Source organism: Gallibacterium genomosp. 1 (assembly GCF_000771875.1).
Lineage (GTDB): Bacteria > Pseudomonadota > Gammaproteobacteria > Enterobacterales > Pasteurellaceae > Gallibacterium.
Genome location: NZ_JPXX01000005.1, coordinates 157249 through 178548 on the forward strand (window position 1 = coordinate 157249; position 21300 = coordinate 178548).

General features: G+C 38.2%; 16 protein-coding genes, 1 other RNA gene and 1 pseudogene. 5 read left to right on the forward strand and 13 right to left on the reverse strand.

Annotation, left to right across the window (positions count from 1 at the left end):
• Positions 1–51: 51 nt before the first annotated feature.
• The 4 genes from JP36_RS02000 to guaB all read right to left on the reverse strand — a co-directional run bounded on the left by JP36_RS02000 (position 52) and on the right by guaB (position 4637).
• Entirely contained in the window at positions 52–984 is a 933-nt protein-coding gene (locus JP36_RS02000; RefSeq protein WP_039135790.1) for a DUF4268 domain-containing protein, read from the reverse strand.
• Positions 985–1185: 201 nt separating this feature from the next.
• Positions 1186–2760, reverse strand: a complete 1575-nt coding sequence (guaA, locus tag JP36_RS02005) for a glutamine-hydrolyzing GMP synthase (protein WP_039135765.1) — start codon at positions 2758–2760, stop codon at positions 1186–1188.
• Between the two features lie 30 nt (positions 2761–2790).
• Positions 2791–3078 (reverse strand): hypothetical protein, encoded by a 288-nt coding sequence (locus JP36_RS02010; protein WP_126372104.1) that lies wholly within the window; start codon positions 3076–3078, stop codon positions 2791–2793.
• A gap of 89 nt (positions 3079–3167) precedes the next feature.
• Positions 3168–4637, reverse strand: coding sequence for an IMP dehydrogenase (guaB, locus tag JP36_RS02015; protein ID WP_039135764.1), 1470 nt, complete (start codon positions 4635–4637; stop codon positions 3168–3170).
• Positions 4638–4838: 201 nt separating this feature from the next.
• Here guaB and JP36_RS02020 point away from each other — a divergent pair.
• Positions 4839–5732: pseudogene (locus JP36_RS02020) on the forward strand (Dyp-type peroxidase).
• Positions 5733–5815: 83 nt separating this feature from the next.
• Positions 5816–6182, forward strand: a transfer-messenger RNA (tmRNA) gene (gene ssrA, locus JP36_RS11275).
• 310 nt (positions 6183–6492) lie between these two features.
• Here the strand turns inward: ssrA and JP36_RS02025 are convergent.
• The 4 genes from JP36_RS02025 to znuC are packed head-to-tail and all read right to left on the reverse strand — an operon-like array spanning position 6493 to position 9045.
• Positions 6493–7044 (reverse strand): DNA-3-methyladenine glycosylase I, encoded by a 552-nt coding sequence (locus tag JP36_RS02025; RefSeq protein WP_039135762.1) that lies wholly within the window; start codon positions 7042–7044, stop codon positions 6493–6495.
• 2 nt (positions 7045–7046) lie between these two features.
• On the reverse strand, positions 7047–7463 hold the full coding sequence (locus tag JP36_RS02030) for a group III truncated hemoglobin (protein WP_039135761.1): 417 nt from the start codon (positions 7461–7463) through the stop codon (positions 7047–7049).
• Positions 7464–7465: 2 nt separating this feature from the next.
• On the reverse strand, positions 7466–8251 hold the full coding sequence (gene znuB / locus JP36_RS02035) for a zinc ABC transporter permease subunit ZnuB (protein ID WP_039171440.1): 786 nt from the start codon (positions 8249–8251) through the stop codon (positions 7466–7468).
• Between the two features lie 8 nt (positions 8252–8259).
• Complete coding sequence (znuC, locus tag JP36_RS02040) at positions 8260–9045, reverse strand: zinc ABC transporter ATP-binding protein ZnuC (RefSeq protein ID WP_039135759.1); 786 nt, start codon at positions 9043–9045, stop codon at positions 8260–8262.
• A gap of 194 nt (positions 9046–9239) precedes the next feature.
• Between znuC and mepM the strand changes: the two genes are divergently transcribed.
• Positions 9240–10700 (forward strand): murein DD-endopeptidase MepM, encoded by a 1461-nt coding sequence (gene mepM, locus JP36_RS02045; protein WP_039171442.1) that lies wholly within the window; start codon positions 9240–9242, stop codon positions 10698–10700.
• Positions 10701–10729: 29 nt separating this feature from the next.
• Here mepM and mrcB read toward each other — a convergent pair whose 3' ends face one another.
• From mrcB to rplY, 5 genes are all read right to left on the reverse strand, one after another.
• Positions 10730–13114 carry a penicillin-binding protein 1B gene (mrcB, locus tag JP36_RS02050; protein WP_039171445.1) on the reverse strand — a complete coding sequence of 795 codons (2385 nt, stop codon included), beginning with the start codon at positions 13112–13114 and terminating at the stop codon, positions 10730–10732.
• A gap of 46 nt (positions 13115–13160) precedes the next feature.
• Complete coding sequence (locus JP36_RS02055) at positions 13161–14819, reverse strand: SulP family inorganic anion transporter (RefSeq protein WP_013747197.1); 1659 nt, start codon at positions 14817–14819, stop codon at positions 13161–13163.
• 223 nt (positions 14820–15042) lie between these two features.
• Entirely contained in the window at positions 15043–15936 is an 894-nt protein-coding gene (gene accD, locus JP36_RS02060) for an acetyl-CoA carboxylase, carboxyltransferase subunit beta (RefSeq protein ID WP_039171447.1), read from the reverse strand.
• A gap of 206 nt (positions 15937–16142) precedes the next feature.
• On the reverse strand, positions 16143–16940 hold the full coding sequence (gene truA, locus JP36_RS02065) for a tRNA pseudouridine(38-40) synthase TruA (protein ID WP_039155149.1): 798 nt from the start codon (positions 16938–16940) through the stop codon (positions 16143–16145).
• Positions 16941–17110: 170 nt separating this feature from the next.
• Entirely contained in the window at positions 17111–17395 is a 285-nt protein-coding gene (rplY, locus tag JP36_RS02070; RefSeq protein ID WP_039171450.1) for a 50S ribosomal protein L25, read from the reverse strand.
• Between the two features lie 298 nt (positions 17396–17693).
• Between rplY and JP36_RS02075 the strand changes: the two genes are divergently transcribed.
• Together JP36_RS02075 and JP36_RS02080 are read left to right on the forward strand one after the other, a co-directional pair.
• Positions 17694–18299, forward strand: coding sequence for a DedA family protein (locus tag JP36_RS02075; protein WP_039171452.1), 606 nt, complete (start codon positions 17694–17696; stop codon positions 18297–18299).
• A gap of 456 nt (positions 18300–18755) precedes the next feature.
• A partial coding sequence (locus JP36_RS02080; RefSeq protein ID WP_156106915.1) for a filamentous hemagglutinin N-terminal domain-containing protein occupies positions 18756–21300 on the forward strand: 2545 nt, incomplete at its 3' end.

Genomic DNA, 21300 nt, shown 5'->3' on the forward strand with positions numbered 1-21300 from the left:
AATTTGTTTAATTGAAGCTCGTTTGTATTTTTTCTTCCTATTCTAGTTCTACTATAAGCGATCTTTAAAAGCATCTCTGATAGCAATCACTTTATCTATTACTTTATTTATAAGTTCATCATAGTTTTTATGATTATTAAAATCTAATCCATCAATATAGTAAATAATTCTAGAAGCTTTTTTATCATCTAATCTTTGCCAATCCATATTAAATCCTAATTCATTTTGTATTGATTCGGATTCAGAGTACAGCTTGTTGAAAAGTTTTTTATTATCATTTATATAAACTGCTATCCCAATGCTGTTTGTTTTATTTACTAATGTAATAGATATATGTGCCTCACTTGTACCAAGAGCAACATTATACCAATGATCTGTTGTTGCTTTTCTTATATTAAAAGGTTTATTCCTTGAAGCTACAATTTCATTAAATTTATTCCAAAAGTTAAATCTTTCGGATTGAGCTTTGCTTAATTCTCCATTATCTACGCCCACATTTGTTACCTTGACAAAATCATTAGGTTTTTCTACAACCACAAATTGAGGTGCTGGCAAAGAATCTCCTATTCTAAATGCACGTATTTCTATTAGAAAAAAGGAAATATCTGTAGTTGTCTTATTATTTAGCCACTCTATCGCACTTCTGTGTTCTTCTCTTGCTTCTTTAACAATCCAAATTACTACATTTGCATCTAACCCAGAAGCATACGTTATAATTTTTCCTAAATGGTCATGGTTGGTCGTTTCCAACTGATTTTCAATGATAACCTTAATTTCTGTAGTTTCATCTTTTGCAACTAAATCACAGCGATATGAACCAACAAAAACCTCTTTATTTATATCAGTCAATGTTAATCCTACTTTATTACTTAGCATTTCTATATTTTCTTCTTTGGCAAGCCATTCAGAAAAATCATACTGTTCGTGCTTCCATAGTTCTCTAATGTCAACTTCCTCTAATTTTCCTAACTTCAATTTATTCACCTTATTCACCATCCTTTCTTTAAATATTTTTCAATAGATCTGTTATTTGGTTTGTTTCTTTTGCTTTCATATCATTTTCACGCTACATTTCCAAATTTTTTTATCACTCTTGGCAATTGAAGGACATAAAAAGACCGTAACGACTAAGCTACGGTCTAATTTTTATTTTACTTTGTAAAGTCATTGTCGATGAAATAGCTTCTATTCCCACTCAATCGTTGCAGGAGGTTTTCCGCTGACATCATAGACTACACGGGAAATGCCATCTACTTCATTAATAATACGGTTGGAGATTTTACCGATCAAATCATAAGGTAAATGAGCCCAATGTGCTGTCATAAAATCAATAGTTTCTACCGCACGCAAGGAAACAACCCAATCATATTTACGTCCATCTCCCATTACACCAACGGATTTGACTGGTAAAAATACGGTAAACGCTTGGCTAACTTTATAGTACCAACCCGAATTGTAAAGTTCTTCGATAAAGATTGCATCGGCACGACGAAGTAAATCGCAATATTCTTTTTTCACTTCACCAAGTACACGTACACCTAACCCCGGACCTGGGAATGGATGACGATTGAGCATTTCAGCAGGCAAACCAAGTGCTAAACCGATTTTACGCACTTCGTCTTTGAACAATTCGCGTAATGGTTCAACTAAACCTAGTTTCATATAATCAGGCAAGCCCCCCACATTGTGGTGAGATTTGATAACGTGTGCTTTTCCGGTTTTGCTAGCAGCGGATTCGATTACATCAGGGTAAATAGTGCCTTGTGCCAACCATTTTACGCTAGTTAATTTCTTAGATTCATCATCGAAAACCTCAACGAATACTTTACCGATTGTTTTTCGTTTTGCTTCCGGATCATCAATACCTTTTAACGCATTTAAGAAACGATCCTCAGCATCAACACGGATAATATTTAGACCGAATTTATCACCAAACATTTCCATCACTTGATCAGCTTCGTTTAGGCGCAACAAGCCGTTATCCACGAAGACGCAGTGCAAATTTTTACCAATAGCACGGTGTAAAAGAAGAGCGGTAACGGAGGAATCTACCCCGCCAGACAAGCCGAGAATCACTTCATCATCACCCACCTGTGCTTTAATGCGAGCAACGGCATCTTCGATAATGTTTTCTGGTGTCCAGTTGCGTTCACAACCACAAATATTCACCACGAAATTGGTTAAAAGGGCTAAGCCACTCTTGGTGTGGGTAACTTCTGGGTGGAATTGTACGCCATAGAAATGGCGGCTTTCATCGGACATCGCCGCAATCGGGCAAGTTGGAGTTGTTCCCGTGATTTGAAAGTGCGGTGGTAATTGGGTAACTTTATCGCCGTGGCTCATCCATACATCAAGCAATGCATTACCTTGTGCAGAATGTGCATCTGCTAAATTGGCAAATAATTTATCTTGTGTAACGACTTCAACTGATGCATAACCAAATTCACGTTCATTAGATGGTTCAACTAAACCACCTAATTGCATTGCCATAGTTTGCATACCATAACAAATACCAAGTACAGGTACACCTGCTTTAAATACATATTCTGGTGCACGTGGGCTTCCTGCTTCAGTTGTACTTTCCGGACCACCTGAAAGAATGATCCCATTTGGTGCAAAATGGCGAATATCGTCTTCTGCAACGTCCCATGCCCATAATTCACAATAAACGCCAATTTCACGAATACGGCGTGCGATTAATTGGGTATATTGCGAACCAAAGTCTAAGATTAAAATTTTGTGATTGTGGATGTTGTTCATTTTTTATTTTTCTCAGAATTAATAATATTTTTAAGGTGTAAATCTACTTTTTATAAAAGTGCCACCATGTCCATCAGGGATGAAATCTATATAAATATCTTTAAGATTTCCGCAAGCATTTACTTTCCATAATTCTTGAGCCAATTTTAATGTATTACTATTAGGCTCTTGTTCAACATTTAATATTTGTGTATGAATTTTTATCTTTCCTATAGAACAACTATAGTAATGCACAAATGGGAAAATTAAAGCTCGCTCAGTATCAGATTTTAATTGAGAATCAGCTGTACTTTCTCCACTGTATTGAGGATAAAACATTGCACATCCTGTTAATAGTAGAGTGCTTAAACTTAACATCCTAATAAATTTCATCTATAAAACCTCCAAAAAATTGACCGCACTTTTATTTACCCCATTCTATAATTTGGCGCTTCTTTGGTGATGGTAACATCATGGACGTGGCTTTCTTTAATACCTGCACCGCTGATTCGCACAAATTGGGCTTTGGTGCGGAGATCTTCAATGGTGGCACAGCCCGTTAAGCCCATACAAGAACGCAAGCCGCCCATTTGTTGGTGGATAATTTCTTTTAAGTAGCCTTTGTATGGAATGCGTCCTTCGATGCCTTCTGGCACGAGTTTGTCGGCGGCGTTATCGCTTTGGAAGTAGCGATCTGATGAACCTTTTGCCATCGCCCCTAAAGACCCCATACCACGGTAAGATTTAAAAGCACGTCCTTGATAAAGTTCAATTTCGCCTGGTGCTTCTTCTGTTCCTGCTAACATTGACCCCACCATAACACAATATGCACCAGCAGCAATCGCTTTGGCAATATCACCTGAATAACGAATACCACCATCTGCAATAACAGGAATACCTCGATCTTTTAATGCTTCTGCTGCATCAGCAATTGCTGTAATTTGCGGCACGCCTACCCCTGTCACGATACGAGTTGTACAGATTGAACCTGGCCCAATTCCAATTTTCACTGCACTCGCACCAGCATCAGCTAAAGCAATCGCACCTTCAGCAGTCGCTACGTTACCAGCAATAATTTGTAAATCAGGATATTTTGCACGTGTTTCACGAACACGCTGTAACACACCTTCAGAATGACCGTGAGACGAGTCAATTAATAAAACATCTACACCAGCTTTTACTAAAGCATCAATTCTAGCTTCATTACCAGCTCCGGCACCAACCGCTGCACCAACGCGTAAACGTCCAAATTCATCTTTACAGGCATTTGGTTTCTGTTCAGATTTTTGGTAATCTTTAAGGGTAATCATCCCTTTTAATTTAAATTGCTCATTAACTACTAAGATTTTTTCCACACGATGACGATGCATCAAGGCAAAAATATGATCCCGATCGAATGAATTGCCTTCAGTTACAGTTACAAGTCGTTCTTTTGGTGTCATTACTGATGTAACTGGTAACGATAAATCAGAAACAAAACGAGTATCACGACCGGTTACGATTCCTAATAAATCCCCATCTTCTGAAGTCACTGGATATCCAGCAAATTTATTTTTCTTTGTCAATTCTGCTACTTCAGCGAGTGTCGTAGTTGGGCGTACGGTAATTGGATCATTAACAATACCGCTTTCAAATTTTTTCACTTTACGTACACGCTCAGCTTGGCGTTCAATACTCATATTTTTATGGATAAAGCCGATACCACCTTCCTGTGCAAGTGCAATCGCCATTTTGGCTTCAGTTACGGTATCCATCGCGGCAGACAGAATAGGGATATTTAAACGGATTTTTTGAGTAAGCTGGGTTGAAAGATTTGCCGTATTTGGTAATACGGTGGAATGTGCAGGAACAAGAAGAACATCATCGAAGGTGAGGGCTTCTTTAATTACTCTAAGCATTGCAATATCTCTCTTTGTTAAAAGTTAATAAATAAAATGATTAAAAAATATTGCGGCGGCATTATACAGATTTTTGATTGAAATGAAAATCTCTTTTAATATTTTTAAGCAAACGTTTGCTTAAAAATAATGCCTCAACCTTTTCCCCATTTGCATTATAATAACGTTCAATTATTTTTATTGAAACAAATAGGGGAAAGTATGACCGCACAAACAGGCATTTTATTGGAACATTGCAAAGCGGCAATTTTTATTGAAGCAAACATTGCTGATTTTTCGGCAGTAGCTCAATCCTGTAAAGCTTTGATCAAAGCAACAGAAGCATTACAACAACAATATCCTGATGCACATCTTTATAGTATTGTAGCCTTTGGTAATGATGCCTGGAGAAAGTTATCTAATCAAACTGATGCGACAGAATTAAAACCTTTTACTCAATTAGGAAAGGGAAATTTGGCAGCGCCTTCAACACAGAATGATTTATTAATTCATATTCTCTCGTTGCGACATGATGTAAATTTTTCTCTTGCACAGCAAGCGTTACAAATTTTTGGTGAAGCAATTGAGGTTAAAGAAGAAACTCACGGTTTCCGCTGGGTAGAAGAACGAGATCTTACAGGTTTTATTGATGGAACTGAAAATCCAGTAGGAGATGAATTACGCAGATCAATTGGGCTGGTGGCTGACGGAATAGATAAAGATGGTAGTTATGTATTCGCTCAACGTTGGGAACACCAATTGGATAAATGGCAAAAATTAGATCAGCAAAAACAAGAATAAGTTATTGGAAGAACGAAACCGGATAGTGTTGAACTTGATGATGTGCCACCGACCTCACACGTTGGTCGTGTTGATTTAAAAGAAAATGGAAAAGGCTTAAAAATCATTCGCCAAAGCTTACCTTATGGTACAGTAAGTGGTAAACACGGTTTATATTTCATTGCTTATTGCAGTAAGCTTCACAATATTGAACAGCAGTTACTTAGTATGTTTGGAGAATTAGACGGAAAAACAGATCGACTATTAGGTTTTACTAAACCAGTAACAGGCAGTTACTATTTTGCACCTTCTCTAGAACGTTTATTAAATTTATAGCTTAAAAGTTATTCTTTCTAATAAAGAAAGGATAACTTTAACTTTTCTTTTTTTTTCTTTCTGTTAAACTGTTGCCCAATTTTGGGGCTGATCTAGGATTCGACGGGATTAGCAAAGCCTAAGGTGCATGTCGAGGTGCGGTAGGCCTCGTAAATAAACCGCAAAACAATAGTCGCAAATGACGAAAACTACGCTTTAGCAGCTTAATAACCTGCGTAAAGCCTTCTCTCCCTAGCTTCCGCTCGTAAGACGGGGATTAAAGAGGAGTCAACTTAAACGAGATCGTGTGGAAGCCGCCGTTTGAGGATCGAAACACTAAATTGAATCAAACTAGCTTAGTTATCGCGTGTCTGTCCGCAGTGATTAAGTGAAATTAAAGACTAGACTAAACATGTAGTGCTGAAGGTAGAGGAATTTCGGACGGGGGTTCAACTCCCCCCAGCTCCACCACTGGTTATATTCATAACATTGCATAGCGTTGCAAGTTATTGAAAAATATAAAAAAGGTCATTTTTATTTGTTGCATAGGATTGCATTTGTTTTCAAGATTGATGTAACGTTGATGTAACTTTTTAAATAATGGTTTTATAAAACGTTACATCAATTCTATAAACCATTATAGGACAAGGATTGATGAAATTTTCTGATTTTGTCCCACATTCCTCATTTTGATGATTTGTCTTTAGCTCCTGTAATAACACCATTTAAATAGCATTGGCTATTTCTTGAGGCATAGTAGACAAATTAATACATCACCAATTCAAGATGATTCTTTCCATTTCACATTTGTTTGTAGAATTTTTTGATAAATCGGGCAGGTTTTATCGTGAGCGTTCGGTAAGTAACCAGTACTCATAAGAAATTCATTAACAATTTCTCCGCCAACAAATTTAAACTGTTTTTTAAACAGTTTAACCCATTCGGGGAGTGTTTGGGGATAGTGATGATCAAGCCACGTTTTAAATGAACCGAATTGTTGCTGTAGTTGTAAGATCTGTTTGGCATTATAAATAGCGGCATTAATTTTAAGACGATTGCGAATAATATCCGGATTATTCAATAAGCGTTGGCGATCTTCATCATTATAGTTAGCCACTTTTGCGATATTGAATTGGTCATAAGCAAGTCGAAAGCCCTGCTCTTTCTTTAAGATCAACGTCCAGCTAAGCCCTGCTTGATTAATTTCCATTACTAAACGGGCAAACAGCTCATTATCATCTTCAATCGGAAAACCATAACGATGATCGTGATATGATTTATTAAATGGATCTTCATCCTCCGCTAATTGATTAACATAATCACAATAGCTCATTATTAACCTCGAATTGGTCTGATTTTCTGCATAAACATTGGTAGCTCATCAGTGAGTACACGTTGTTGCATCAAATCTTTAATTGTTGCCGCTCGAAAAAGGGCTTTTTCAGCTTTTTCTCCGTAGAAGAGCTGATTTACCGTATTTTGCCAGTGAGATAGCCAAATAGCGAACATCTCTTCGCTCATTGGCTGGCGGTTGTGTATTTTGATATGTGCCAACATTGGATTTCCTTGATAACTTTCCATATCAAAAATATTACTTTCCCAAAATCGATACATTTTTTCTAAATGGGTTTGCCAATGTTTTCCGCGTAGATGAGCGAACATATATCCAATTCTTTCATCGGCTAAAAGCGAATCATAAAAGCGATTAACCAGTAGTTCAATATCATTACGATCTTCTAAAAGTTTGCTCATAGCTACTCCTGTTGTTTTTTGAGTAATGATAAAACAAATAGTAAAGCAGAACAAATCACCACAGATGGACCGGCAGCTGTATCATAAAATGCCGAGAGTAGTAATCCTCCGGTTACTGCAATCATACTGATTACCACGGCAACAATTGCCATACTTTCCGGTGTGCGGGAAAAACGGCGAGCAGTAGCAGCAGGAATAATCAGTAGAGAGGTAATAATTAATGCGCCGACAAATTTCATACTTAATGCAATCGTAATGGCAGTTAGCAACATTAACACAATGCGTCCTTTTTTGACATCAACCCCTTCAATTTGCGCTAATTCCGGGTTTACTGTGGCAGAAATCAATGCTTGCCAGAAGTAACATAGAATACTCAATACTAAAATAACGCCAATACCTATCCAGAGTAAATCTTGATAAGTAATGGCAAGCAGATCGCCGAACAGATAATTCATCAAATCAACCCTGACGCCGCCAATTAAGCCAATAGTGACAACACCTAAGGAAAGGGAAGTGTGAGCAATAATGCCGAGCAGGGTATCAGCCGCAAAATGCGTGTTATTTTCCAACCAAACCAAAATAAGAGCCAATAAAATAATCAGCAAAAGAATGGCAATATAAGGATTAAGATCAAAGACGATGCCTAGAGCAATACCGAGCAGTGCAGAATGTGACAGGGTGTCTCCAAAATAAGCCATTTTCCGCCAAACAACAAAAGCACCGAGTGGGGCTGTGATTAAAGATAAAATAATGCCGGTTATCCAAGCAGGAAAAATAATTTCAAACATAATTAACCTTAATGTTGATGTTGGCAATCAGCAGAATGATGTTCGCCAGAACAGCAGACATCACCGTGTAGATTGTGTTTATGATTATGATGGTGCGTATAAATAGCAACATTCTGTTCATTCTGATTGTTAAAAAAGTCAATAAAATTCGGATGAGCACTGATGGAGTCCGGCGTACCCTCACAACAGATATGATGATTGATGCAGAGTACGTGATCGGTTTTTGCCATCACTAAATGTAGGTCGTGAGAAACCATTAGTACAGCACAATCAAATCGTTCCCTCATTTGATTAATTAACTGGTAAAGTTCATTTTGCCCAATAATATCAACACCTTGAGTTGGCTCATCCAATACCAATAGATTAGGTTTGTTCAAGATAGCGCGCGCCAATAGAACACGTTGCATTTCTCCACCGGATAATTTTTGCATACTTTGTTCCCCTAAACGGGTGATAGAAAGCAATTGTAGTACCTTTTCAATATCCTGTTTCGTTGTTTTCGGTTTAAGTGAAAGAAATTTTTTTACTGTAATAGGGAATGAGTTATCCAAATGTATTTTTTGTGGTACATAACCAATTTTGGTATTGGCAGCATAGTGGACAGATCCACTCTTAGGCATAATCAGTTTTAACAAAACTTTAAGCAAAGTAGATTTTCCACCGCCGTTCGGCCCAACGATAGTAGTGATGGATCGTGGTTGAATTGATAACGAAACATCTTGCAATACAATTTTGTTATTAAACTCAACTGAAATATTTTTTAATTCAACTAGGGGCGGTTGTGAAGTGTGCATAATAACGGTACCTTTCTAAAAATCGGTCTGTATTTTATGCAAATCCTGTAGGGGATCAAATAAATTTTTAGATAATGTTTAAGATTTATGCATTTAATGAAATATGTTCCTAAAAAGGGGAATTTTTCCGTTAATATTATGTCTTATTTCAATTCAAAATAGATTATATGAGTTAGTTATTTGAGTTAATTAAAATGCAACATATTAAATTAGCCAGAGATCGTTTAAAGCGAAAAATAATAATTAGAACACTACTTGCTAGTGTTGCGATTCTCTGTTTTACATCAATACTTTATTTTTTATTGCATCAAACTAAACCAATGAGTGGTACGGGTGAGCAGCTATTGAAAGAAATGGTTGAAACTAAAACATCTGCTGCTGATGAGCAAAATAAAGCTCGATTAAAATGGAAAAATAGTAATCAAATAGAAAACAATCAGACTACACAGAGTAATGATACTAATGCGACAGATACAGATAGTGATGAAAATTTTGATGATCAGTTATCGGATGATACCTTTTTTAGTGATGATGAGTTGCCACAAGATGCGAAAGATGCACTTAATGAACTTCTCAATGCAGCTGGACAGGCGCTTAGTATTACCAATCAATTCGGTGCGACTGTAGCAGACGGTGATACTCTAGCTGATATATTGGGATCGAGCGGTTTAGAGGTAGATACCGTCAATGAGTTGTATCAGTTAGATCCGACTTTGAAAAAACTACAAACTGGGCAACAGCTTTATTGGATTTTGTCTAAGGATGGCGATTTACAATATTTAAACTGGTTAGTTTCTCGAAAAGAGGAGCGTATTTATGAGCGGCAGGCAGATGGTCAATTTACGATGCAAGTTATCCAAAAGCAAAGTATTTGGAAAGAAGAAGTACTAAAGGGGGATATTGAAGGTAATTTGTATAACCATTTGCGTGCAAACGGTTTAGATTCCAAACAAATTTATCAGCTGATTAATGCCTTACAGTGGCAAATTAGTTTAACCAAATTACAAAAAGGTGATCGTTACGCTATTTTGGTTAATCGTGAATATTTGAATAATAAATTGACCGGTCAAGGAAATGTGATGGGAATTCATATTATCAGCCGAGGCAAGAGTTATTATGCTATTCAAGCAGAGAATGGACGTTATTACAATAATCACGGTGAAACTTTGGGTAAAGGTTTTTCTCGTTATCCGACACAGCGTCAATATAGAATTTCTTCGCATTTTAATCCACGTCGAAAAAATCCGGTAACAGGGCGTATTGCACCACATAAAGGCGTCGATTTTTCAATGCCGATTGGTACACCAATTATTGCGCCAGCAGATGGCGTAGTGGTGAAGGTATCTTATCAGGCAGGTGGTGCAGGACGTTATGTAATGTTACGACACGGGCGTGAGTATCAAACTGTTTATATGCATTTAAGTCGCTCATTAGTTAAACCGGGGCAAACAGTAAAGAAAGGGCAACGCATCGCATTATCAGGTAATACCGGGCGTTCAACCGGTCCGCATTTACACTATGAATTTCATATCAATGGCGTTGCGGTTAACCCAATGAAAGTGAAATTGCCGGGTATGAATAATACTATGGCAAGTAAAGAACGTCAGAGATTCTTACGACAAGCGAGAATTGTTCAGGATAAATTGAAGATGTAAGAAAATATCAGCCTGTTGGCTGATATTTTTTAATGTACAGGAACAGCTTCTTCTACTGGTACTTGGTTGTTATCCGGATTATCATCATCGGTTGCCTCATCGGAGGATTCGTTTAATTGCAACGCATCCCATACACTTTGTGCAGGAGCTGAATTTTGCGGTTGTACTGCACAAGGGTTATGAGAAGTCCAAACAGGGATTTCCATTCCGTTGTCACAACTCCAACTGCCGTGATTATCGATTCTCACCCATTTTAATGTATCGGTATGTGGCAGTTTGAAAGGTTTCACCGAAATAGTAGGCAATAATGCTTTGTAAATTTGCAACGCGCCGGAAGCACCGGTTAATTTTGTTTTGCGGTTGTTATCCAACCCTGCCCAGACAGTGGTGACATTATTGCCGTCAATGCCGACAAACCAAGTATCACGGCCATCATTGGTGGTGCCGGTTTTGCCGGCAAGATGCAGTTTGCCGAAATCGGCTTGCAGCGAACGTGCCGTACCGCGATCGACAACCTGTTGCATAGCAAACAGTGTTTCGATAGCAGCCTCTTCAGCAACGACCTGTTCCGGATTGGTTTGATGTTGATAAAATTGGTGACCGTCACGCTCGACAATGTGACGAATAGTGGTTAATGGTACTTTTGCCCCTTTATTGGCGATGACCTGATAAAGTTTAGTTACATCATAGGGAGAAATAGAGTAAGAGCCGAGCAGCATTGACGGCACGCGAGGAATTTTGACTTGATCCCACCCCATACTTTTTTGATTGCGAATAATATTATCCAACCCTACCGCCATTCCGATATTTACTGTCGGAATATTTAAGGAACGAACTAAGGCATTCAATAAGGTCACTGAACCACTATATTTGCGATCGTAATTGCGCGGTTGCCACGCCGGTTGTCCACGTAGCGGAATACTGATGGGTTGGTTTTTAATCGGGGTATTCAAGGCAAAACGCTCCGGATAGGATAACGCCGTTAAATAAACGGACGGTTTCACTAAAGAGCCAATTTGTCGCCTTGCTGACAAAACACGATTAAAGCCGGCATATTGTACATTCGTTCCTGCCACTAATGCTTGAATTTCACCAGTATGATAATTGGCAATAATCATCGCTGCTTCCAAATCCGGAATTTTATGGCGTAACTTCAAGGCAGTTGTTGCACTGATAATGGCGTTTTCCGCTTGTGTCTGCAATTTAGGATCAAGCGTAGTGAAAATTCTCGCACCGGATAAAAAATTGAGCTTTTTATTGCCGAGCAGATCGGTTAATTCGTGTCGAACCGCTTGCATAAAACCGGGTTGAGCCTGTTGCACCGGGCGTTGGCTTTGGACACCCAATGGACGTCGGCTTAACATCTGATACAAAGATTGATCGATAATGTTATGCTCCAGCATCATTTGTAATACCACATTGCGCCGTTTGGTTGCATTTTCAGGATTGCGCCACGGGTTATAAAGTGAAGGGCCTTTGACCATTCCTACCAGCAGCGCAATTTGGTCTAAACTGATTTCTTGAATCGGACGACCGAAATAGAATTGACTGGCGAGGGCGAAACCGTGAATTTGTGTATCACCACTTTGCCCCAAATAAATCTCATTTAGATAGGTTTCCAAAATTCGGTTTTTGTCATAATGCCAATCTAACATTAATGCCATAATGATTTCATTTGCCTTGCGACTTAGTGTACGTTCATTACTTAAAAAGAGATTTTTAACAAGTTGTTGCGTTAATGTGCTTCCACCTTGAACAGTATGACCGGCTTTTAAATTATTAACTAAGGCTCGAGCAATACCGATAAAGCTAACGCCATCATGAGTAAAAAAGTTGCGATCTTCGGTTAAAATAAGGGTGTCAATCAAAAAACGTGGGTATTGTTGTAATGGAATAGCCAAACGTTCTTCGTCATCAGAATTTAACATTGCAATCAATTTTGGCGATAAGCGAAATTCAGTGATTGCTTTTCGTGCCACCAGATCTTCAATGACGTGAAGTTGTTGCTGTTGGAATCGTAATCGTAAAACACGTTGCGGTTCAGCAATATCAGGGAAAGGAAAAGCCCGTCGAATTAACACCAAAGTATCATTGTTATCAATTTTGAAATCACCCGGAGCGGCAAGCAGAGAGGTTTGACGATAACCGTTATCAATCAGTAGTTGCTTTACTTCGAGCAATGTAGGATGTTCCGGTTGTTGTATAACCGGAATTTGGCTATATACTTCGGCAGGAAGTTGCCAAATTTGCCCATCCATTTTTGAACGAATTTTTCCATCTAGGTAAATAGCATAAAAGCTACCCATACAAAGAGCAGTGATGCCGAGTTTTATCGAAAAAGTGAAAAATCGCTGTTTCAGTTTAGGGTTGTTTTTCTTAGGCTTAGTCTGTTTTTTGGGTGCTTGTTTTGTCATTTTCTATCTTTTACTACATATATGGATCACATTGAGCACTACAAGTTTAGTGAGCCTGTTGATCTAATTCAATAACGTGTTCCAGAGCTTGTTCAAAATGGGCAAAGTAACGAGATTCACCGATTAAATTTAATATTCCGGATTTTCGTAATTCACGATCCACTCTTTTATTAGCACCGGAAAGCAGAACGATCACATTGCGTTTTTGCAACGAATTAATGACATCTTCTAGAGCTTGAATACCGGTCATATCAATAAAAGGAACCCATTTTAAACGAATAATCAAAAATCTGGCATCGGTATTGGTACCGGCTAAAGCCCGCTCAAAATTTTCAACTGCACCAAAGAAAAATGGTCCTTCTAAGGCAAACACTAGTGCTGATTCCGGCAATCCTTCTTTTTCTCCTTGACGTCCTAACTCCTGATTAATTTGATCGGCACTGTTCGGTGAAACCTCAACACTTGCGGCCATACGTTTCAAGAAATAGAGAGTGGCTAAAATAACACCAATATTAACCGCAATCACCAAATCAGAAAAAACAGTCAAAAAGAAGGTGATCAGTAAAATCACTATATCGGCACGAGGCGCACGTTTAACCATATTAATAAAACGTCTAACATCACTCATATTCCAAGCTACTACGAACAGAATAGCAGCCAATGCCGCAAGTGGAATATTGGAAGCGAGTGGTGCGAGAACAACCAGAATGATAACTAAAGTGATGGCGTGAATAATACCTGCAAGTGGGCTATTGCCGCCATTACGAATATTAGTTGCTGTACGTGCAATGGCACCGGTTGCGGCAAAACCACCGAATAGCGGTGCCAATATATTGGCGATACCTTGTCCAATCAATTCTTGATTGGAATGATGTTTCGTACCTGACATTCCATCAGCAACCACAGCAGAGAGCAGTGATTCAATTGCTCCCAACATCGCAATAGTAAAAGCAGGGCCGATCAATGTCATCATTTGTGTCCATTCCAAACGAGGTAGTTTAAATTCCGGTAAGCCTTGTGGAATACCGCCGAAAACAGAACCGATAGTGGCAACACCTTCAAATTGAGCGAATTGTTGAACTATAGTAATAACAACCAAAGCTATTAATGGCCCAGGCACGCGATGTAGGTATTTCACTTTAGGTGCATAAAGAACTAACAATAATGCAGCGATTGCTAATGTAGTTGTCGCAAAATGCAATTGAGGGAAAACCTGAATGAGCTGCCAAACTTGCTGATGGAAATGGCTACCTTCAATTGGCGGTAACCCAAAAAAGTTACGCCATTGACCAACCCAGATAATGACTCCGATACCAGCAGTAAAACCGACAATGACTGGAGCTGGAATAAATTTGATAATAGCTCCCATTTTACTGATACCGAGTGCAAATAGGATAATTCCTGCCATTAAAGTTGCAATCTGTAATCCTTCAATGCCGTATTGTGCAGTGATACCAGATAATACTACGATAAATGCCCCTGTTGGGCCGGCAATTTGTAACCGACTACCACCGAAAAGAGAGACTGCTAAACCAGCAATAATGGAAGTATAGATACCTTGTTCAGGTTTTACTCCGGAAGCAATTGCAAATGCCATTGCTAAAGGGAGTGCAACAACACCGACGATGACGCCGGCAATTAAATTATTAAGCCAATACTTTTTTTGTAATAGCCCGGCTTTATAGGCTTCTTGAATTGCAAACATAAGGAAAGTTTAGAAAGAAAAATAAGATGCTATTATAAAACAGAGCTGATAAAAGGGTAGATAAATTAGTAAAAATTTAATTTACAATATTAGATGAGGAATAGGTTCTTGTGAAAGAATGATTTTACTGATGTTGCTATATTATATGCTCTTAAATAATGAAGATATGAGAAGACTCTGAGAGTAATGAAAAGCATCTGCCATTAAAACAGATGCCTTTATTTTACTCAGATGTTTCTTCCACCATTTCCGGCATTTTGAATGGAGAAGGTTGGTTGGTTAATTTAGCTAAAATACTTGCCAATGTTTGTCGCATATCTTTACGATGTACGATCATATCAATCGCACCTTTTTCTAACAAAAATTCGCTGCGTTGGAAACCTTCTGGCAATTTTTCACGCACTGTTTGTTCAATTACTCGTGGGCCGGCAAAACCGATTAATGCTTTCGGTTCGGCAATATTAATATCACCAAGCATTGCAAAACTAGCGGATACACCGCCTAAAGTCGGGTCGGTTAAAACGGAAATAAATGGAACACCTTTTTCACGCATTCTTGCTAATACTGCACTGGTTTTTGCCATTTGCATCAATGAAATTAATGCTTCTTGCATACGCGCTCCACCACTAGCAGAAAAACAAACAAACGGACAGTTGTTTTCAATGGCTTTTTCTGCTGCTCTAACAAACTTTGCACCCACAACTGAACCCATAGAGCCTCCCATAAAATCAAAGTTTGAGGCTGCAGCAACAATTGGCATTTCATAAAGTTTGCCTGAAAATGCAATCATTGCATCTTTTTCACCAGTCTGTTTCTGAGCGGCGGAAAGACGGTCTTTATATTTTTTTAGATCTTTGAATTTGAGAATATCTTGCGGTTCTAATTCGGCAGCAATTTCGACAGTGCTATCCTGATCTAATAGTGCAAGCAGGCGAGTACGAGCATCAATACGCATATGATGATCGCATTTAGGACAAACTTCCAAATTACGACTAAGTTCTTCTCGATATAATACTTGCCCGCAACCAGTACATTTTGTCCAAACTCCTTCCGGCACATTCGCTTTGCGTGAACCGGAAACGGGATTCTTATTAAAAATTCTTTCAATCCAACTCATATTTATCTCCAAAAATTGGTTCGAGATGATAGCAAATAGCGCTTATTAAAGCATAATTTCATAGAATTTAATATCTTTTTTGCTAGATAAAAGTGGTATTATTTGTTGATAATACCGTTATGATCATTATTGAGGATAACGTGTTTGAAAGTTTGTATTATCTATCTTTTTCACTATTTCTATATCAAGATTATCGCAAAATTGGCTTAAATTATTTCATCCGGTAAAAATAATGGGCCAACCGCACTTTTGGGCAACTGAAAAATATTAGGATAATGAACTTCCACTAAATATAAACCAGCAGCTTTAGCAGTAGGAGCGGCACAAGAGCGATCTTTTTGTTGTAATAACCATTTAATCCATTCCGGCTTTTGTTTTCCTTCACCAACGACGAGTAAACTGCCGACAATATTTCGTACCATATGATGTACAAAAGCATTGGCTTGTATATCAACAATAAGATAATCACCAATGCGAGAAACTTGTAAATGATGTACATTACGATAAGGTGATTTGGATTGGCACTGGGCAGCTCTGAATGAGCTAAAGTCATTCTCTCCAAGTAAGTATTGACCGGCAATATGCATCAATTTTTCATCTAATGGATAATGATGATGGGTGATACCAGTCGGTAAAATAGCAAAGCGTTGTGGACGATTATAAATAATGTAACGATAACGACGTGATAAAGCACTGAATCTGGCGTGAAAATCTTCGTTTACTTCTGTTGACCATTTCACCGCAATATCATTTGGTAAATGTACATTTGTTCCGAAGATCCAAGCCTGTAATGGGCGAGAAGCGGATGTTTCAAAGTGAATTACTTGACCTGTGGCGTGTACTCCGGCATCAGTCCGTCCAGCACAAAAAATTTCGATAGGTTCATTGGCGATGGTGGAAAGTGCTTTTTCCAATTCGTTTTGAATGCTTTGTACAGATTGTTGCTTTTGCCAACCAAAATAACGAGAGCCGTCATAACTGATACCTAATGCAATTTTTTTCATTAAAAACTCCTAAATGGTTGAAACCTTGCCGTTCACGATAGTAGATAGTATTCAATTTGAGAAACATAAACATCTCCAAAATGGATTAGCGAATTCTGAAAGTGAATACGTTGTAGACATAAACAAAAACACCAACATTACTGTTGGTGTTCTGTATTTAAAAACGTTAATTAAGCACGCTTGAAGTCGATGTGAACTAATTTTGGTTTGAATGGGTGACGTTGCATAGCTTGAACTTTCACCGCAACTTCTTTGCCATTGATCACTAAAGTAATAACTTCAGAATAGAAGCTATCTTCAACTTGAGCGTTATTTAATTCATTGTGGTTTAATACGATAGAAACAGGTGCTTCATTACCACCATAAACGATTGCAGGGATTTTGCCTGCTTTACGCAAGCGGCGGCTCGCACCCTTTCCTTGCGTTTCACGAACTTCAGCATTAAATTTAAACATTTTAATTCTCTTTATGTTATGACCTAAACGGTCGTTAGACAAAACAAGCTACAGGCGACCCAGTAGCTTGACAAAATAGGGCTGAAAATAAATCAGCTGTCGCATTATAGAGAAATGACGATAAAATGCAATCGTTAATTGAGAGTTTTGTTTAAACAATTGCGATAATTTTGTAACGGAGCAAAAGTTTTTTATTTGTGTTGATAATAGTAACAAATTGAGTAGAAATTTTATGACAAAGAAGGCAAAATACTGAGCTAAGAAATGTGCTTTTATTATTTTTATTTGGAAGTCTGTTGTGCAATTATTAGTAGAATTTTTCAGTAGTTATGGTTACTTTGCTGTTTTATTTGTTTTAATTATTTGTGGTTTTGGCGTGCCTATTCCTGAGGATATTACCTTAGTTTCAGGTGGTATTATCGCTGGGTTGGGGTATGCTAATCCACATATTATGTTGGTAGTCAGTATGCTAGGTGTGCTGGCCGGTGACAGCACAATGTATTGGCTAGGTCGAATTTACGGAGTGAAAATTTTGCGTTTCCGTCCGTTACGTCGAATTTTAAAGCCGAAAACAATGCGAACTGTACGTGAAAAATTTGATCGTTATGGTAATCGAGTATTATTCGTTGCTCGTTTTCTTCCCGGATTAAGAGCGCCAATTTATATGGTAGCAGGGATCACACGTCGTATCAGCTATGTTCGTTTTGTTGTTTTGGATTTTTGTGCTGCAATTATTTCTGTACCTATTTGGGTTTATTTGGGATATCACGGCGCACATAATATTGATTGGATCAAAGAGCAAGTAAGTAAAGGGCAGACTGGAATTTATATTTTTGTTGCGCTTTTAGCAGTTTATTTATTGTTTCACTATTTTCGTAAAAAATTCCAAGAAAAAAAGAATTAAAGTTATTTTGGAATTCTTGGCGTAACAAACTTGTACTTTTGAATTAGAAACATATCAGCCTGAGAATGAAAAAATATTTTGTGTAAATCTACTATTATGTATAGGTGTTGATGATGCTTCGGAAGCAACAGATTTTAACTGTTTGTTCTTTGGAGTGATTAAAACTTTATGAAAGTAAGCCAAATATATTAAGACATACTATGATCATTGATAAATATGATTTTAAAAAATAGAGAGCTATATAAATCTATGTGTAGATAAATGCGAATCTTGGGAAGAAATTGGATTAAAATTATCTAGATATTTTTTTGGGGAATATGAAGATTATGCTATCGTGAATATTTAGGCAGTGCAACCTGATACCCTTGCATAAACCGACAGGTTTTAAAACATCGCACATGACTACAGGTTTCAATTTAAGTTATCAATTCTAAGCGAAGCGTTGAGGGGTAAATTATGAATAAACATCTTTATCGCATTATCTTTAGTAAAAGATTACAACGTTTAGTCGTGGTTTCTGAAATTGCAACGCGTGAAGGTAAAGCCAAACATCAAGGTCAACATTGCTATTCCACTTCGCTTAGTCAACGTCCTCACTGGCGATTAAAACCTTTAACTGTCGGCTTATATTCGCTGTTAGGTTTTTTCTATTTCACTTCCGCACACGCAGAAGAATTACAAATCCGAGCGGACAATACTGCACCCAAAAACCAACAACTGATAGTATTACAAACCGCCAACGGCTTGCCGCAAGTTAATATTCAAACGCCAAACGATAAAGGGTTATCGCATAATAAATACCAACAATTTGATGTGGCACAAAAAGGAGCGATTCTCAATAACAGCCGTAAAAATACGCAAACAGAACAAGGCGGCTGGGTACAGGCGAACCCTTACTTGGTGGGTGGTGAAGCGAAAGTCATTTTAAATGAAATTAATGCCAAAAAGCCAAGCCAATTAAAAGGCTATATTGAAGTAGCAGGCAAAAAAGCAGATGTAATTATTGCCAACCCAAGTGGGATTCATTGCGAAGGCTGCGGCATTATTAATGCCGGACGCAGCACATTAACCACTGGAGAGGTGCAGATTGAAAATGGAGAAGTGAAAAGCTATCGTGTAGAGAAAGGTTCGGTCACCGTTTCAGGTCGTGGATTCGATAGTAGCCGTCAAGATTACACCGATATTATTGCCAAAGAAGTTAAGGTAAATGCCGGCATTTGGGCAAATGAACTCAAGGTCACAACGGGGCAAAATCAGGTTTCTGCCAACAATGACAGTATTCAAGTTATCCGTGCTGTCGAAGCAAACCAACCTGTAGGCTATGCCGTCGATGTCGCCGAATTAGGCGGAATGTATGCCAATAAAATTCACCTCATTGGCACAGAAAATGGTTTAGGGGTTCGCAATGCAGGGCATATTGGCGCTTCTGTAGGTGAAGTCAAAATTACTACCGAAGGGCAATTAGTCAATACAGGCTATCTCGGAGCCAAACAAGATATTACCTTACAAAGCCAACAGCAGATAGCAAATCAGCCTGCTGGCGTGATATATAGCCAGCAAGGCAATCTGCAAGCAACGAGTAAACAGAACGGTATTCAACAACAAGGTAGTTTGATTGCCAAAGGCAAAGCACAAGGAAAAGGCAATATTACCTTAAAAGCCAAAGAAACGATGAGTCAATCTGGTGAGAGTTTTGCAGAGGGGAATATCACTTATCAAGCGAAGCATATTGAAACCCATCCTACAGCAAAATTAATCGCCGGAGGAACTTTTACACATACAGCACAAGGTGAGCAAGTGACTATTCCTGCTTATCATTCTGCGGGAAATGTATTGAACTTGATCGCTGAAGAAACGATTTTATCGCACGGGAAACACCTAGCTTCTACGCAAATTACCGCCCAAGCAAAACAACTTGATTTCTCTCAAAGTGGATTTCTGGCTTATCAAGCTGATTTAACGGCGACCCAAAATAATTTAGTATTAGATCAAAGTCATCTTGAGCTGAAAAATACGCTTCACTTATCTACGCCAACTCATCTTTCTAGTCAGCAAGCGAATTTACAAGCGGCTCATATTTTTACCAAAGCCTCTTCACTTGATAATCGACTAGGTACTTGGATTAACCGAGATCAACAACCATTTAACCTTCAATTACTAAAAGGTATTAATAATCAACAAGGGCAGATTTTTACACAAGGCAGCTTCAATCTTCTCGCTCAAGAAATTAATAATCAGCAAGGTCTGCTTTTCGCTAAAGGACATTTAACTCTTAATAGTCAACAAACACGGATTAATAATCAGCAAGGGGTGATCAATACTGAGGGGCAACTTGATCTCCAAAGTGGCGAGCTAATCAATGACTCAGGACTTATTCAAAGTCTTGCTGCAATGGCTATTGATACACATCAACAACGGTTAAGCAATCAAGCAACGGAGCAATCTTCACGTCAGCAAGGGATCATTTCGTTTGATAAATTAGCTGTAAAAACAGGTGAGTTAATCAATCAAAATGGCTTTATTGCAAGTCATCAAAACCAGCAAATCACCGCAACGCAGATAACCAATTCGGATGGAATTATTCAAAGTGATAATGCACAGCATTTGATTAGCTTTAGAGCATTAAACAATACTCAAGGACAAATCGTAGCAAGTAACGATTTACATCTTGATACAGATGCTCTCAATAATTACAAAGGTCTGATTGTGACTGAAAATGGTCAGCTGACATTACAGGCACGAGGACAACTTACCAACTGGCAAGGCAATCTACTTAGTCATGGTGATGCAACAATTTCTGTGCTTGGAGTTGATAATGCACAGCAAGGGGTAATTAGTAGTGCCGCTAACTTAGTGATTGACACCCATCAATCGTTATTACGCAATGAACAAGGTGTTTTATTTGCACAACAATCTCTGCATCTCGACAGTGGTGAGCTTAATAATCAGCAAGGTTTTATTGATGGGCAAACTGGTATCACAAGGCATAGTAGACAAAATT

What these genes read in the sequence shown, in the direction of transcription:
- JP36_RS02010 (WP_126372104.1), bottom strand. Translation starts at nt 3,078, where the DNA reads ATGTTTTATCCTCAATACAGTGGAGAAAGTACAGCTGATTCTCAATTA.
- JP36_RS02055 (WP_013747197.1), bottom strand. Translation starts at nt 14,819, where the DNA reads ATGTTTGCAATTCAAGAAGCCTATAAAGCCGGGCTATTACAAAAAAAG.
- rplY (WP_039171450.1), bottom strand. Translation starts at nt 17,395, where the DNA reads ATGTTTAAATTTAATGCTGAAGTTCGTGAAACGCAAGGAAAGGGTGCG.
- mepM (WP_039171442.1), top strand. Translation starts at nt 9,240, where the DNA reads ATGCAACATATTAAATTAGCCAGAGATCGTTTAAAGCGAAAAATAATA.
- guaA (WP_039135765.1), bottom strand. Translation starts at nt 2,760, where the DNA reads ATGAACAACATCCACAATCACAAAATTTTAATCTTAGACTTTGGTTCG.
- guaB (WP_039135764.1), bottom strand. Translation starts at nt 4,637, where the DNA reads ATGCTTAGAGTAATTAAAGAAGCCCTCACCTTCGATGATGTTCTTCTT.
- mrcB (WP_039171445.1), bottom strand. Translation starts at nt 13,114, where the DNA reads ATGACAAAACAAGCACCCAAAAAACAGACTAAGCCTAAGAAAAACAAC.
- accD (WP_039171447.1), bottom strand. Translation starts at nt 15,936, where the DNA reads ATGAGTTGGATTGAAAGAATTTTTAATAAGAATCCCGTTTCCGGTTCA.
- znuC (WP_039135759.1), bottom strand. Translation starts at nt 9,045, where the DNA reads ATGCACACTTCACAACCGCCCCTAGTTGAATTAAAAAATATTTCAGTT.
- JP36_RS02030 (WP_039135761.1), bottom strand. Translation starts at nt 7,463, where the DNA reads ATGAGCAAACTTTTAGAAGATCGTAATGATATTGAACTACTGGTTAAT.
- JP36_RS02025 (WP_039135762.1), bottom strand. Translation starts at nt 7,044, where the DNA reads ATGAGCTATTGTGATTATGTTAATCAATTAGCGGAGGATGAAGATCCA.
- truA (WP_039155149.1), bottom strand. Translation starts at nt 16,940, where the DNA reads ATGAAAAAAATTGCATTAGGTATCAGTTATGACGGCTCTCGTTATTTT.
- znuB (WP_039171440.1), bottom strand. Translation starts at nt 8,251, where the DNA reads ATGTTTGAAATTATTTTTCCTGCTTGGATAACCGGCATTATTTTATCT.